15 protein-coding genes are annotated in these 13,524 nt (G+C 60.4%); 9 read left to right on the top strand and 6 right to left on the bottom strand.

Features of this window, described 5'->3' with window-relative positions:
- Positions 1–126 precede the first annotated feature (126 nt).
- Entirely contained in the window at positions 127–309 is a 183-nt protein-coding gene (locus PQR08_RS24900) for a hypothetical protein (RefSeq protein WP_408162613.1), read from the bottom strand.
- The gene (locus tag PQR08_RS24895; RefSeq protein ID WP_408162611.1) at positions 306–1,238 is read right to left on the bottom strand and encodes a hypothetical protein; all 933 of its coding nucleotides are present in this window, start codon (positions 1,236–1,238) and stop codon (positions 306–308) included. The genes PQR08_RS24900 and PQR08_RS24895 overlap by 4 nt, the downstream gene beginning before the upstream one ends.
- A 103-nt stretch (positions 1,239–1,341) precedes the next feature.
- On the opposite strand from PQR08_RS24895, the gene PQR08_RS24890 reads away from it, so the two are divergent.
- A protein-coding gene (locus PQR08_RS24890) for an IS5 family transposase (protein WP_408162609.1) occupies positions 1,342–2,159 on the top strand; the annotation gives its coding sequence in 2 pieces (ribosomal slippage) (positions 1,342–1,690 and positions 1,690–2,159; 819 coding nt in all).
- Between the two features lie 213 nt (positions 2,160–2,372).
- On the opposite strand, the gene PQR08_RS24885 is transcribed toward PQR08_RS24890, so the two are convergent.
- The gene (locus tag PQR08_RS24885) at positions 2,373–3,563 is read right to left on the bottom strand and encodes a CAP domain-containing protein (protein WP_408162607.1); all 1,191 of its coding nucleotides are present in this window, start codon (positions 3,561–3,563) and stop codon (positions 2,373–2,375) included.
- 313 nt (positions 3,564–3,876) lie between these two features.
- Here PQR08_RS24885 and PQR08_RS24880 point away from each other — a divergent pair, with 313 nt between their 5' ends.
- The 8 genes from PQR08_RS24880 to PQR08_RS24845 all read left to right on the top strand — a co-directional run bounded on the left by PQR08_RS24880 (position 3,877) and on the right by PQR08_RS24845 (position 7,633).
- Positions 3,877–4,248 carry a hypothetical protein gene (locus PQR08_RS24880; protein ID WP_408162605.1) on the top strand — a complete coding sequence of 124 codons (372 nt, stop codon included), beginning with the start codon at positions 3,877–3,879 and terminating at the stop codon, positions 4,246–4,248.
- Between the two features lie 324 nt (positions 4,249–4,572).
- A complete protein-coding gene (locus PQR08_RS24875; RefSeq protein WP_408162603.1) occupies positions 4,573–4,884 on the top strand; it encodes a hypothetical protein in 312 nt (103 codons plus the stop codon).
- 174 nt (positions 4,885–5,058) lie between these two features.
- Positions 5,059–5,511 (top strand): hypothetical protein, encoded by a 453-nt coding sequence (locus PQR08_RS24870; protein WP_408162601.1) that lies wholly within the window; start codon positions 5,059–5,061, stop codon positions 5,509–5,511.
- Positions 5,512–5,645: 134 nt separating this feature from the next.
- Positions 5,646–5,882 (top strand): type II toxin-antitoxin system VapB family antitoxin, encoded by a 237-nt coding sequence (vapB, locus tag PQR08_RS24865; protein ID WP_239295524.1) that lies wholly within the window; start codon positions 5,646–5,648, stop codon positions 5,880–5,882.
- Positions 5,882–6,283 (top strand): type II toxin-antitoxin system VapC family toxin, encoded by a 402-nt coding sequence (locus PQR08_RS24860; protein ID WP_239295523.1) that lies wholly within the window; start codon positions 5,882–5,884, stop codon positions 6,281–6,283. The genes vapB and PQR08_RS24860 overlap by 1 nt, the downstream gene beginning before the upstream one ends.
- A 16-nt stretch (positions 6,284–6,299) precedes the next feature.
- A complete protein-coding gene (locus PQR08_RS24855) occupies positions 6,300–6,476 on the top strand; it encodes a hypothetical protein (protein WP_408162599.1) in 177 nt (58 codons plus the stop codon).
- Between the two features lie 31 nt (positions 6,477–6,507).
- Positions 6,508–7,326 carry a hypothetical protein gene (locus tag PQR08_RS24850; RefSeq protein ID WP_408162597.1) on the top strand — a complete coding sequence of 273 codons (819 nt, stop codon included), beginning with the start codon at positions 6,508–6,510 and terminating at the stop codon, positions 7,324–7,326.
- Positions 7,327–7,348: 22 nt separating this feature from the next.
- Positions 7,349–7,633, top strand: a complete 285-nt coding sequence (locus PQR08_RS24845; protein WP_408162595.1) for a hypothetical protein — start codon at positions 7,349–7,351, stop codon at positions 7,631–7,633.
- A 155-nt stretch (positions 7,634–7,788) separates the two neighbouring features.
- On the opposite strand, the gene PQR08_RS24840 is transcribed toward PQR08_RS24845, so the two are convergent.
- From PQR08_RS24840 to imuA, 3 genes are read right to left on the bottom strand one after another with little or no spacing between them, the layout of a single operon-like run.
- Positions 7,789–10,932 (bottom strand): error-prone DNA polymerase, encoded by a 3,144-nt coding sequence (locus PQR08_RS24840; protein ID WP_408162594.1) that lies wholly within the window; start codon positions 10,930–10,932, stop codon positions 7,789–7,791.
- Between the two features lie 4 nt (positions 10,933–10,936).
- Positions 10,937–12,409: a Y-family DNA polymerase gene (locus PQR08_RS24835; protein WP_408162592.1), complete on the bottom strand. Its 1,473-nt coding sequence runs from the start codon at positions 12,407–12,409 to the stop codon at positions 10,937–10,939.
- Positions 12,333–13,040 carry a translesion DNA synthesis-associated protein ImuA gene (gene imuA / locus PQR08_RS24830; protein WP_408162590.1) on the bottom strand — a complete coding sequence of 236 codons (708 nt, stop codon included), beginning with the start codon at positions 13,038–13,040 and terminating at the stop codon, positions 12,333–12,335. The genes PQR08_RS24835 and imuA overlap by 77 nt, the downstream gene beginning before the upstream one ends.
- Positions 13,041–13,524 lie beyond the last annotated feature (484 nt).

Raw genomic sequence — 13,524 nt, 5'->3', positions numbered from 1 at the left:
CCAGCAGCGGTTGCGCGGTCACCGCGCAGACGCTTTCATGAGCGAAGACAAGGCTACCGGCCGGAGGCGCGTATCAGATTTGGAAAGACACGCGTTTTTGAGCGTCTTTTCCGTTTTACTGCTGGGCTAACGCCAGCGGCGTTCGAGCGGGGTGACGCGCCACCACACTCTGTCGAGGCTTGATGCCTGCGCACGGACGCGACGCATCGCCCCGCGCTTCACCATCAGTCCGCCGTCCTTGACGAACCCCATGCCTTTCAATGCTTCAGTGGTGTATCGCTTTCGCCGCGTCGCGTAGATGCGGGTCATGACGACTTGCCGACCGAAGAAGCGGCCACCTGCGGAGGGCAGTCGAAGCGGGTCCGCTCTCCGCGGATCACTTCCACATCCGCGCGGTTTGCCCGCACGAGAACGTCGCGCGACCCATTTGTTTCGTCGAAGAGCCGTATGTACGAGCTTCCGCCGACCCCATGCCACACGGCGCGCGCGTCGCGCGTACCCCACTTATCGGTGGTCGGAAGCTTGCAGAACTGCACCTTCAGTCCGCTCGCCGTCGCGATTGCAGCCAACTGCGTATGCTCAGCATCCGAAAAGATCACAACTTGGCCGGGCGCTGAGCGCACGCCGAGGTTGACCATCGACAAATTCAGGAGAGCGGGGCGGGTAGCGACGAGCGCGCCAAAAATGGCCATCGCCAAGAAGATCACCGTGAGACGAATGTCGCGCTGCTGCACTTTGGCCGGAACGATCAGCACGATGATCGCGGTGATTGCTCCGACAGCAGCAAAGAACATAAGCGTCGCGTGCATGCGGGCGTCGGGGGACTGGTCTCTGACAAAAACAAGCAGATAGGCTAGGGGGAGCGCCACGAGAAACGACATAAAAACCATCGATCCGTTATCGACTGCGCGATGCAGCGAAGCCGCCGGCGGCTCCCCGCGCCGCTGGAGGCGGAAGTTGTTGGCGACAACGAGAAGCTTGAGCGCCCACAACGTCGAAAAGGCACCGAAGCCGACGCCGACCAGCGCGATGCAGGTGAATGAGAACGCGGCGGACGCGAGGAAGAATGCATCGCCGAGCGACAGGCCCTCGGGCACGATGCTCTCGAAATAGCAGTAGGCGACCAGGATCAGACCGCCTAAAAGGAGGACCGCTTTCCATGCGGCGGTGAATGCAGCTTGAATGTCGTCGATGAGCGACTTGATCGCGTCGACGGGCTCTTTCTTCTTTGGTTCCATGTAAGACCTCGCTTAGAGACGGAATCAAAAAGACACCGCTGGGGGCTGTTAACCTTTTCGGCAAGCTGTTAACCTTTGGCCATCTGAACAACTGGAGCCAAGGATGGGCGCGCCGATTGTTGAGGACGAACTGTGGGCACTGATCGAGCCATTGCTGCCGATGCCAAAACCACGGCGCAAGAAGTATCCGGGACGGTTGCCGGTTGCGAACAGGGCTGCGCTGAACGGCATCCTGTTCGTGCTCAAGACCGGTATTCGCTGGCGCGACCTGTCGACAAAATTAGGATTTGGCTCGGGTTCAACCTGCTGGCGACGGTTGCGCGACTGGCAGAAGGCGGGTGTGTGGAAGCGATTGCACGAACTACTGCTGGCGAAGTTACGCGAGGCAGGCGAATTGGACTTCTCGCGAGCAGCCGTCGACTCTTCATCTGTGCGAGCCGTTGGGGCGGGCGAAAAACTGGCCCGAACCCCACGGATCGCGCGCGACCAGGTTCCAAGCACCACATCCTGGTAGACGCCAACGGCGTTCCGGTCAGCGCGATCCTGACAGGCGCGAATCGCAACGACGTCACCCAATTGCTGCCACTCGTTGACGCCATTCCACCGATACGCGGCGTACGTGGCCGACCTCTTCAGAAGCCCAAAGTCATCTACGCAGACCGTGGCTATGACTCCGAGACACATCGCCAGAAGCTTCGCAAGCGCGGCATCAACCCGGTGATTGCCAAGCGCCGGACAGAGCACGGGAGTGGTCTGGGCAAATTCCGATGGGTTGTCGAACGTACTCATGCGTGGCTTCACAACTTCCGTCGTCTTCGTATTCGCTTCGAACATCGCGCCGACATTCACGAAGCATTTCTCAAACTCGGTTGCTCCCTCGTCTGCTGGAACATCTTCAGACGGACGGAGCAGTCTTTTTGAATCCGTCTCTTAGGGTAACGATAGCGACGCGAAACGGTCGCGTCATGAACAAGGCTAGAGAGCCACGCTCAAAGTCAAGGAGGTGACGTCTCAATCCTTAGGGAAAGCCGCGGAGAGCACTCCTCCTGGCCCAGACAAAAAAGCGGAGGTGGTGCCTCCGCTCTTTCTTGGGATCAACTCAGTTCGGTTGCCGTTGCGGCCTGCTTTTTCGCGTCATTCAGGCACGACGTGGAACTGCTTCTCGTTGCCCATGACTTTGGCCGACGCATCGGCTTCCGTTGTGAATGACCAGGTGACGTCGATAGGATGCGTGTCGCCATGCAGCGCTTTGAGCACGCCGGTCACATGAACCGAGTACGCTGTGCTGCCCTTGAGTGCGGTGTATGGGACGCACATGGCACCGTTCGTTATCTCTGTGTTGCCGTCCGGCGTAGGTTGGAAACACGGGACGTCGTTGCCGCCGCTACCAGTGATTTTGATGCTTACCGAGGTCAGGTGCCCCGTTAGCTTCGCCCGAATCGTCACCGGATAGCCTACGTAGGTGTTCTGGTACTGCGGCTGACTGGCAAACGGATTCGGGTTTTCGGCTGCGAACCACCTAACCGGCACACCCGTTTGACTGGAGTACGGATACGCGACGAGTTGCGTATCGCCAACGACCGATGAATATCCGCCGAAGTCAATGTTGACCGCTTCCCACGTTGCACTGGTCGACGCGCCAACACCGAGCGATGTATAGCCCTCAAGCATCAAAAAACGGTGGAACGGTGCGTCGAATAGCGATGTGACGCCGGTCAACGATGTCGAAAAAGCCCGAATGTCTCCGGCTGTCGTAACTTCACCGAACACGGCATCTGAGCGAGTAAACGGCGACTGCCCCGTGTAGCCTGGAAGTCCTTGCGTTTCGTTATGCCCGGTAGCCTGGTTCAGTACCAAGTAGTTGGCGTGGTTCAGCGACGACGTAACCAGCTTCTGGTCAACGGTGAGTTGGTTGAGACCGACGTTGTGGCGTACCGCGCTGATAAACGCGATGCTGTCCGCTATCGGGTCCCCCGTGGGCGAGACATTCTGCAGCACAGATGCGGGCGGGAGCAGCGTCACCTTCTGCGACGCGGCCGGAGAGCCAGCCTGATCGCCCGCGTTTGTGGAACCACTGCCGGCTTGGTTGCTCGTGCTGTTCGAGTCGGAGGAACCGCCGCCGCACGAGGCGAGTACGGCGATGGTCAGCGCGGTCAACGCAGTGACGCGGACGGACGGCAATACATAACAAAATCTTTTCAAATCGAGCCTCGTTAAGTTCGTGGACGCCTCCACGGCGCTCTGATCGCTTCTTCTCTTCACCGATCCGGTCGCAAGCGCGCGGATCTTTGACAAACCAGTGGTGTCCGGATAGCCGCTTGTCAAGGCGGTGGAGTCCCGCCCACCGCAGGGTCGCGCTGCGGACTATTGCGAATTCGGTATGCCAGCCCGGATCAGCATGAGCATGGTGAACAGAACGCCGGTTCCTGAGCGGGCGAAAGCTACGATTTTTCGAGCGCCTTTCGCCCGTAACTGACGATGGCCGGCGATGTATCGTTCGCAAGGTTGAGCGCGGCCGCTGAACGGAGCAGAACCGCTAAAGGCCGGCGTCAAGCGACCGATAGAAGGGTTGGCGGGGCGTTGGCACGTCGAAGTCGCGGTTCAGGCCCCGAGTGAAAGCAAAAAACTGGTGAGGTAGATGAAAATGGTTGGAAACAAAGTTGTCGCAATCGCGTTGATGGTGGCTGTCGGCGCGACCGGTATTAGCGCAGCGACGGCCTTAACGTCGTTCTCTGCGAATTCGAATGCGACGCTGGCGGCGACGCTCATTGCAGTAACGACTAATCAGGTAATGCATGGTGATAGCGCTGAGGCGAAGGCGTCTGTAGAAAATGTCCGGGAACGGAAGCTGGAGGCGCAAGGCATGCTTGACTCGGCGGCAACCTCGCGGTCCGTCTTTTCATGGTCGATGCTGGCGTTTGGTTTGTCCTTGTTGCTGCTGTCGGCCTCATCGTTAAGAGCGGTTCGTGTACTGATGAGAGCGCCGGGACAAGGCTCGGCCTTGAACTGACCGAAAAAGATCGAACAACGGGAAACCCGGAGGAAAAATGCAGACGGAGGTTTTTATGACGGCATTCGTCGCGCTGCTTATTTGCGGGGCTGTCATAGCTCGGATGATGTGGCCCCTCTCTGATCGGGCAAATCCTTCTCTTCTCCGCACCCGCCGTGTTTCTGGCATGGCAAGTGACGCATCGGATACGTGAGCGCCGCAGCACTTAGAGCCGGAAAGCCTGAACGAAGATAACAACTTGATCCGCTGCCAGATAGACGCCGCTGATGATCCACAAACAACACGAATATGAGCGCCCTAGCCGAATCCGCGTCAATCAAAGCGATGGCCGAGAAGATCGAGCGTCTTGAGAAAGAGCTTGCGACCTGGCAGTCAGCGTCGCACCTCCCTTCACAGTTGGGAGACTTTGCGCGCATTCTGCGCAGTCATGGCATCGCCACCGTTTTTCACGCCGGAAAGATCGATCCCATAGACGGTGGGACCGCGGCCGAAAGCCTGCGGGCGGCAGTGGAACAGTTTGGCCGCCGCGAGCGCCTTACGCCGCAGTGCCAGGCGAGACTGATCGCGGAGATTTCCGGATCCCTGTTCGACGCTACCGACGGCCTCGACGCAGTTAAGAAAGCCAAGTTGGCTTAAAAGTTCTGCGACGAGTTCGGAAACCATCGACATAGCTTCGCGTGGGTAAAATTGGACGCGTCTACTTTTCGCGCCGAGGTCCGCGCATCCGACTCTATGGCTTTCTCGCATCGACGGTCGACGTATCTCCGACTTGGCGCAGTGGAAGCCTACGCGCGCCACAAGCGGCGCGTCATGAAAATAGCGGACAGTCCGGTCCTGTTCACCGTGCAGGCGGCTGACCCGATGATCCTCCCCGAGTCGCTGTTCGCGCTGAAAGAGGGCGACTGCCTTTCTCCGAGCGACCTCGAGCCCGTTGTCCCCGGTCTCGCCGACACGCCAAGTTCCTTCGGACCGGCGACGGCGGCGAACCCCCTGCACACGCTCACGGCCCTTACCGACGGCATCCTCGTCGTTCTTGAGCTGGCGCAGGAGGCGGAAAGGGATTCCGCGCGAGCGGAGACGAAACTACGCGGAACCCTAGCGCGGTTCATCGTGACGATGCTTTGGCCGCCGGGATCCGGGTTCGACGAAGCGGAGCATGCCTTTGGCAAGCCGACCGTTCGGATAGGAGGCGAGCTTCGACGCCGCGAAGATCTTCTTCTCGTTGAGCCGTTCACGCAGCAACGCAAGAGGATGCCAGTCTGAGGCCCGTCGAGCGAATAGTCGCAAACGCCTGCGCCTCATTGGTCCGGCCCGGCTAGTCGCGTACACACGCGTATTTACATTTGAGTGTCGATCGCTTATAGTACATCCATTGTACACACGCGACGAGGAGCGAAATGCAAACGACGCGAGTTTTCAGGAACGGCAATTCCCAGGCCGTCCGCATTCCTGCTGACCTCGCCTATGAGCGCAGCGACCTTGAGCTTGAGATCGAACGCGTGGGCGATGAAATCCGCATCCGACCGGCGCGCCGACCGCTTGCCGGTGTATTGAAGAAATTCGCCAAATTCAGCCCCGACTTTATGGCCGAGGGACGAGGCGACCAGGAACAAGCAGAACGCGAGGGCCTGTAATGCCGCGCTTCATGCTCGACACCAATATGTGCATCTACCTGATGAAGAACCAGCCCGAGCAGGTGGCGAAACGCTTCGCGGAGTGCTTTGTCGGTGACGTGGTCATGTCAGCTATCACGTATGCAGAGTTGGAATACGGTGTCGCCGTTTGTGCAAATCCGGCGAAAGAGCGGCGCACCCTCGCCACGTTGATCGAGGACATTCCGGTGGCTCCGTTCGATGCTGCGGCGGCGGTGGCCTACGGCCCGATTCGTGAGGCTACTCGGGAGCGCAAGAAGGACCACCTAGATAAGCTGATCGCCGCACATGCAGTTGCGCTCGACGTTGCCCTGGTCACGAACAACACAAAAGACTTTGCCAGTTACCCGGGCGTCAAGCTTGAGAACTGGCTGAGCGATTGAACACGGAAAACGAACCATGTCCAATTTGACTCCAGCGCTTGCTCTGCGGGCAGCGATCAACGTTTTGCGCGATTCTGCTGAGTCACGCAAGATGCCCAACGGCGAGCCGCTAATCGAGGCCGTTGTGCAGCTCCATCTCGATGCGGCGGACGTGCTCGAAGAATCCTTGTCGGATCTTCGGGACCACGAGTGAGGAAACGACGCACGCATTAGGAGATGAGACGATGGCTACTATCGAACTCCGAATCAACGATCGTGAACTTGAAGCCGAACTTACCGCTGGATTGAGGGTAATCGTTCGTGAACGCGATGTGGCCGAGGTCGCGTACTCGTTGAGTGAAGCGTTCGCCGCGCTGCTTCCGCAAACCTACGCTGCGCTAACCGTCCGGACAGTAAAAGTCACCGAGCACCCGCCGCTCAACGGTTTAACCTTCGGCCCCGCAATGGCGAGTTCGAGACCAACAGAAGCCCCGATGGACAATTTATCTTTTAACCCGCCTGATCCCTCGTACCGAAAGTCAACTTATGCGGACGTTGCCGCTAGAGTTCAGGCCTGCAAGGCATACTTGGCTGGGCGAAGAATTTCCCTGCACAGGGACAGCGCGCTCAATGTTTTGTTTGTCGATGCGGAATCGCTGGCGCGCGATTGGGCTGCCGGCGTCAGCTCAGGTGATATTCGGAGGCTGGTGAACACTGCGCACGCAAATCGCATCGTTGAGGCAATTTTATTGCTTCAAGATGAGGCGGAAATCCACGAAGCGCTCAGGCGCATCGCGGGTAACGACATGGATCTTTCAAAGCGGCCGCCGTCGCAAGGCAAGGATGCGTTGTGGGAACTGAACCTGCTCGCGTTCCTTCGACGTTTGGGCGTGCAAGCAAGACTATTGGACCCCCCCCGACATCGTCGCGAACTTTGGCTTCGGAGATTATCCGATCGCCTGCAAGAAAATATATTCGGAGAAAGGCGTCGAAGCGCAGATGCGCAAAGGCGCAAAGCAGCTCGCGACCTATCAAGGGGGCGGGTTAGTCGCTCTCAACATTGACGATTTGATTCCGGAAGACGTCTTGCTGCAAAGCGAGAGCGCGGTGACAGCGGAAGGCTTCCTGGATCGACTTAATATGAGTTTCATTGAGCGTCACCAGAGGGTCCTGCAGCGCTTCGTTTTAGACGGCAAGTGCGACGGCGTGCTCGTCTCGACTACCACCTTGTCCGATATAGTGAATGGTAGCCAAACGCGTTTCAACACTTTTACGCAGTCAACGTTGTGGACCGTGAAGGAAGCTGACCAGAGGGCCATTGCACGGATTAATGCGGTGCGCGACGTCGTCGCGGCCTATCCAGGACTGTGAGCGAAAATCGACTGTCGGGGATTCTGTCGGCGACTCCAGTGCGCGGTGTCGTCACGGAGTGCCGCAACGGGGCATCTGTAGCGCATGCCCATAGTGTCGTCTGTAAATCTGGGAGCACAGTAGTTGAATGATCCCTGCTGTGAACCGTCGCCCGTTTAGTGAAAGTTGCGGCTCGACGTGGCCAGGTTGCCAAGGAGCGCGGTCATGTCGACGAGTCGATTTGCGACAAGGTGCTTTACCTCGCCTTCCTTTTGCCAGACTCCGTAGACGCCGAGTAGCGAGGCTCCCAGTGCTTCCTTCCTGAACTTCTCGACCAACGACGGCCAGACGATCACGTTGATCTGGCCGGTCTCGTCTTCTAGCGTGATGAATAAGACTCCGTTCGCTGTCCCCGGCCGCTGACGCACGGTGACGATGCCGCACGCCTTCGCAAGACGACCATTGGGATAGGTCGCGAGTTTCGAGGCCGCGAAGATCTTCCTCTCGCTGAGTCGTTCGCGCAGCAGCGCCAGCGGATGTCTGTTCAGGGTAAGGCCCGTCGAGCGATAGTCGCTGACGATCTCTTGCGCCTCGTTCGGCGCCGCGAGGACCGGCAGTTCTTCCTCGCGCGTTGTCGCGCGTAAGAGGTCCTTGTCGGGAACGGCTGCCACCGCCTGCCAGAGCGCTTCGCGCCGATTGCCAGATAGCGCGGAGAGGGCGTTCGCGTCCGCAAGCAACTGCAGGTCGCGGCGGTCGAGGCGCGCTCGGTTTGCAAGATCGTTGAGCGACTCGAAAGGACGTACGGCTCGCGCAGCCTCAATGCGAGCAGCGGAATCGTCCCGCATGCCGCGAATGAGCGACATGCCCAGACGCACCGGCGCCATTGAGCCGTCGCCTTCTAGAAACGAATCCCAGTTGCTGATGGTGACGTCGATCGGCAGCACGCGCACCTTGTGACGCTTCGCGTCTTGCACCAGCTGCGAGGGCGAGTAAAAACCCATCGGCTGGCTGTTGAGCATGGCGCAGAGAAATGCGGCCGGTTCATGGCACTTCAGCCAGCAGCTTGCATAGACGAGCAGGGCGAAGCTCGCTGCGTGGCTCTCCGGAAAGCCATATTCGCCGAAGCCCTGGATCTGCGCGAAAATCGATTCAGCGAACTCGCGGTCGTAGCCACGATCGAGCATGCCGTTCACGATGCGGTCGTAATAGTGCTGCAGTCCACCTTTTCGCTTCCATGCGGCCATTGCGCGACGTAGCTGATCGGCTTCGCCGGCAGTGAAGCCTGCGGCAAGCATCGCAACCTGCATCACCTGTTCCTGAAAGATCGGCACGCCGAGCGTGCGAGCGAGCGCTGTCTCCATCTCAGGCGAGGGGAATGACACGGCCTCCAGTCCTTGCCGCCGGCGCAGGTACGGATGCACCATCCCCCCTTGAACCGGGCCCGGTCGCACGATCGCCACCTCGATCACGAGGTCATAGAACTGTCGGGGCTGCAGGCGCGGCAACATGCTCATCTGCGCACGCGACTCAATCTGAAAGACGCCGATGGTATCGGCGCGGCAGATCATCTCGTACGTCTTCGCGTCTTCTGCTGGAATGTCCTGCAATTCGAATGGCTCGCCGCGTTGCTTTGAAATCAGGTCGAGCGTGCGCCGGATTGCCGACAGCATGCCGAGCGCGAGCACGTCGATCTTGAGAAGCCCAAGCGCTTCGAGGTCGTCCTTATCCCACTGAATCACGCTGCGATCGACCATCGCGGCGTTTTCGATGGGAACGAGCCGCGAGAGCTTGCCGCGCGCAATGGCGAAGCCGCCCGTGTGCTGCGATAGGTGACGCGGGAAGTTGAGCAATTGCGACGCGAGGCTCGCCCACTGCTGAATGATCGGCGTCGAGGCGTCGAGTCCGGACTCGACGAAGCGATTGAGCAGGTCCGCGCTGGAATCGAACCAGTGATGCGACTTGGCGACCTTGTCGACGATGATCGGATCAACGCCCAACGCCTTGCCCGAATCCCGCAATGCAGACTTGGGACGGTAGGTCGTGACGGCGGCCGCAAGCGCCGCCCGCGTGCGCGTGTACTTGCGGTAGATGTACTGGATCACCTCTTCACGCCGCTGGTGCTCGAAGTCCACGTCGATATCGGGCGGCTCGCCGCGTTCCTTGGAGATGAAGCGCTCGAACAGCATCGAGCTGCGTGCGGGGTCGACTTCGGTCACGCCCAGGCAGTAGCAGACCGCAGAGTTGGCCGCTGATCCGCGTCCCTGGCAGAGGATTCCCTCGTTGCGGGCGAAGCGCACAAGGTCGTACACGGTCAGGAAGTACGGCTCATATCGAAGCTCTGCGATGAGCGCCAGTTCGTGCTCAATCTGCGTCTGCACCTTGTGCGGGACGCCTCGGGGGAAGCGGCGATGCGCGCCAATGTACGTTTCCTGCCGCAGATAAGCGGTCGGTGTCGTGCCTTCCGGGATCAGTTCGTCGGGGTATTCGTAGCGCAGTTCATCCAACGAAAAGGCGCAGCGATTGGCAATCGTCAGCGTCTCGGCCAACGCCCGCTCGGGATAGAGGTTCGCGAGCCGCAATCGCGCGCGTAAATGCTGCTCAGCGTTCTGCGCTAGTTCAAAGCCGCACTCGGCAATCGACCGGTTCAGGCGCACGGCCGTGAGCGTGTCCTGCAACGGCTTGCGCGAGCGCACGTGCATGGTAACGCCGCCCGTGGCGACCACCGGTACGTCATGCTGGTCGGCGACGTACTCGACGATGCCGCGGTGAATGTCGTCCATCGCGCGAGCGTGCAAGGTCAACGCCGCCCAGCAGCGGCCCTCAAATGTGCGCGCAAGCCACTCCATCTGCGCATCTAGTCGCTCCTCCTTTGCCGGGTATTCCGGCGAGAGGATGACGAGGCAGTCGGGCAGGCCTTTCAGGTGCTCATACGGCGCTTCGGGCCGCGCGAGATCGTTCGGCGTCAGCAGGTAGGTGCCCTTCGACGTGCGCGTGCGCGCAAGCGTGATGAGTTCCGACAGGTTCCCGTAGCCATTGCGGTTCATGGCAAGCGCCGTGAAGGCGAGGGCAGGCGTGCCGTCCGCGTTCACCAACTGAAAGTGCGCGCCGACGATGAGCCGGATATTTGCTTCCTTGGCGGCAACATGCGCGCGGACGATGCCGGCAAGCGAGCACTCGTCAGTGATCGCGATCGCGAGATAGCCAAGCTGCTCGGCGCGCAGAATCAGTTCTTCCGAGTGCGAGGCGCCACGCAGGAACGTGAAGTTGGAGAAGCACTGCAACTCGGCATAGCCGGGCAGCATGGAGGTGTACACGTCCATCGCGTCACCCGAACAGACCGTGCAGGAACCATCGAGGGTCTTCTTCCGCGCGGCTGCCGACGCGCTCGCGGTAGATCCAGTAGCAGGTGTGGTCGTCGGCTTCCGCGACAAAGTAATCGCGCGTGACGAGTTCGCCGCCCCACCATCCCGCTTCGACCCGCTCACCGGGCGATACGGTACGCAGCGGGCTGCCGTAGAACGGCCGGTGCTGGCGCGTCATCAACTGGATGGGCGTCTCGAGCAGCCATGAAGGGCGCGGCTGATCGCCGGGCAGCGGACAGCCTTTGACGTCGCTCGTCACCGGCACCCAGTTCGCGACGATCTCGGTCCGATGATCGGCCACGGGCGCAGCGCGCAAGACGTTCTCATGGCCAAGACGCGCGACGAGCAACTCCATCAGCCGGTTGTGGTCGGCCGCGCTGCCGCCCGGCTCGGGGAATAGCGTGTCGGACGGCGGCTCGGCGGCTTCAACGTCATTCACTTCAAGTCGCACAGCGATGACCGCGGCCGCCAACTCGACGCGTCCAAGCCGTTCTTTGAGCAAGCGCGTCAGGTGTTCCTCATGCCACGTCGGCTCGGCGAGCGCCACCTCAATCGTCGTTGGCGGCAACGCCGCGCGCCCGCGTTCATGTTCGAGTTCGATCGAGAAGCGCGTAAGTGCCAATTGCTTGCTAGCGAGCCAACCGGTCAATTGCACGATCAGCCGTCGAGCTACGAAGAGCACGGCCTCAGCATGTTCGACGCGATCCGGCAATTCGATACGTGCGTTGAACGACGGGGGCGTCTGCACCCATTCGTAGAGTTCGGGTGCTTCGCCGACGGCTCGATCAAGCGTATCCAGCAGTGCGGTGCCGCAGCGCTTCTTCAGACCGGCGCGTGGCAAGCGCCGCAGGTCCGCGACGCTCGTGCATCCCAGACCGTCGAACCAGTCGGCGTATCGCCGGGCTTCGAGCACCAACAGGGCTGGCAAGCGCGGCAATTGACGCGTCAGCGAGCGGATGGAGAGACGGTGGCCGCCGCGATACCGCGCCATTAGCCACGCGCTTTGGCCGGTGGGCGCGACGCTCATCCGGATCGTGAAGCCGAAGGCCGCGAGCGAGGCGCGAATCGCACGTCGCAACGCACGCACGCCACCGAAAAGGCGCAAGCTCGCCGACACGTCGACCAACGCCGTCTGCTCCTCGGCGATCGCGACCTGAGGGCTGAACTGCATGAGGGCCGTGGCGACATCCGCGACCGCCTGCTGCTCTTTGAGTTTGTCCTTGTCGTGAATGCGCGCGTCGGGCGCGAGCGTGATTACGCCGCCTTTGCGCATGCCGATGCGAACTCCCGCCTCGTGCGCCGCTTGATCCAGCGCGACGACACGTTCGTGGTCGAGCACGACCAACCCCGAGCCGGTCTCACTCGTGGACGACCAGTTCGGCTGGAAGACTTCTCGGCTGAGGTGCGGCAGATACACGCCGATCCACACTTGCATGGCGATTCAATAGGATGGGCGAATGGGTCAGTTCAACGACAAGCGGCTCATCACGTGCCGGACCGCGCCGCTTCACAAACTGCAGCGAGACGCTGTCGCGCGCAGGGCGAACGGCGAGGCGCAGCGGGGCAGGCGAGGTGTCGCTCGCCGCAGCCAGCGGCCGAACCATGAAGAACAGCGATTCACTGGTTTGCGCGGCGAGGTGCAGGCGGCGTAGCGCTTCCGGTCGCACATGCGTCTGCCAGAAGATCAGCGCGCCGAACGTCCCCGCGCGAAGGATCTGTTCTCCTGCCCACAGCGCATCGGCGGTCTTATGAGCGCGCACGACGTTGATCGACGTCTCAGGCAGCCCCCAGTACGCCGCCGCTTCGGGCTGGAACCGGTGAGGCGGCTGCAGCAAAGCGATGCGTCGTTGCGCGACGGCCTTGAGCGCCGGCAACAGCAATCGCATTTCGCCGACACCGGGTTGCTGCACCAACAGTTCGGTCAGGGCACCCTTGGGCCAACCGCCGCCCGGCAGCTCCGCGGCAAGCGTCTCAGACCCACACGGCACGACGTTCACGCGAGCAGAAGCCAGTTGCGAGCCGCGCCAAATCGATGAATGAATGTCTTCGAGGGCCAACGCTCCCATGTTCAACCCCGTACTGTATGTTTGTACAGTAGTCTACACGATGCGGGCAGCGAACGGTCCGGGGTCTAAGTCAGCGGCCCGGGGTCTAACTCGACCGGCGGAGGTAACTCTGTCGTTTTCTTGCATCAGTCGGGTAACTCCCTATCGGGTAGAAGTTACCGAATGTCCCGACCGTTCGCGTATAACGCATCGCAGGAAGGAGCGTGCAAGTGCCATGCCTATGAGCAATAAAGCCAAGGCTCGAGCGAGTGTTACTAGTAGTCCAATTTTACGAACGAAGTTGAAAGCGGAAGAAATTCCTTTCTTCGCCAACGATTGCGCCAGTCAGTTTCGGTGTAGCAAACGATTTCGACGTGTAACTAAATGTTGCAAACCGCCATATGTAGTCAGACAATTCGCTCACGCCCTGACGAACGGCGCAATGAGCAAGTCGAATTCACTATCCAGTCCGCCGCCATGATCCACGCTTCTTCTGACCTTGGTT

This window comes from Caballeronia jiangsuensis (assembly GCF_046030135.1).
Taxonomy (GTDB): Bacteria; Pseudomonadota; Gammaproteobacteria; order Burkholderiales; family Burkholderiaceae; genus Caballeronia; species Caballeronia jiangsuensis.
The sequence above is the reverse complement of the archived record's forward strand: the minus strand, read 5'-3'. Positions and strand labels throughout refer to the sequence as shown.

Excerpts from the sequence above, each read along its gene's own strand:
- PQR08_RS24900 (WP_408162613.1), bottom strand. The coding sequence starts at position 309 with ATGACCCGCATCTACGCGACGCGGCGAAAGCGATACACCACTGAAGCA.
- imuA (WP_408162590.1), bottom strand. The coding sequence starts at position 13,040 with ATGGGAGCGTTGGCCCTCGAAGACATTCATTCATCGATTTGGCGCGGC.
- PQR08_RS24860 (WP_239295523.1), top strand. The coding sequence starts at position 5,882 with ATGCCGCGCTTCATGCTCGACACCAATATGTGCATCTACCTGATGAAG.
- PQR08_RS24855 (WP_408162599.1), top strand. The coding sequence starts at position 6,300 with ATGTCCAATTTGACTCCAGCGCTTGCTCTGCGGGCAGCGATCAACGTT.
- PQR08_RS24875 (WP_408162603.1), top strand. The coding sequence starts at position 4,573 with ATGGCCGAGAAGATCGAGCGTCTTGAGAAAGAGCTTGCGACCTGGCAG.
- vapB (WP_239295524.1), top strand. The coding sequence starts at position 5,646 with ATGCAAACGACGCGAGTTTTCAGGAACGGCAATTCCCAGGCCGTCCGC.
- PQR08_RS24835 (WP_408162592.1), bottom strand. The coding sequence starts at position 12,409 with ATGCAAGTGTGGATCGGCGTGTATCTGCCGCACCTCAGCCGAGAAGTC.
- PQR08_RS24880 (WP_408162605.1), top strand. The coding sequence starts at position 3,877 with ATGAAAATGGTTGGAAACAAAGTTGTCGCAATCGCGTTGATGGTGGCT.
- PQR08_RS24850 (WP_408162597.1), top strand. The coding sequence starts at position 6,508 with ATGGCTACTATCGAACTCCGAATCAACGATCGTGAACTTGAAGCCGAA.
- PQR08_RS24840 (WP_408162594.1), bottom strand. The coding sequence starts at position 10,932 with ATGGACGTGTACACCTCCATGCTGCCCGGCTATGCCGAGTTGCAGTGC.
- PQR08_RS24895 (WP_408162611.1), bottom strand. The coding sequence starts at position 1,238 with ATGGAACCAAAGAAGAAAGAGCCCGTCGACGCGATCAAGTCGCTCATC.
- PQR08_RS24870 (WP_408162601.1), top strand. The coding sequence starts at position 5,059 with ATGAAAATAGCGGACAGTCCGGTCCTGTTCACCGTGCAGGCGGCTGAC.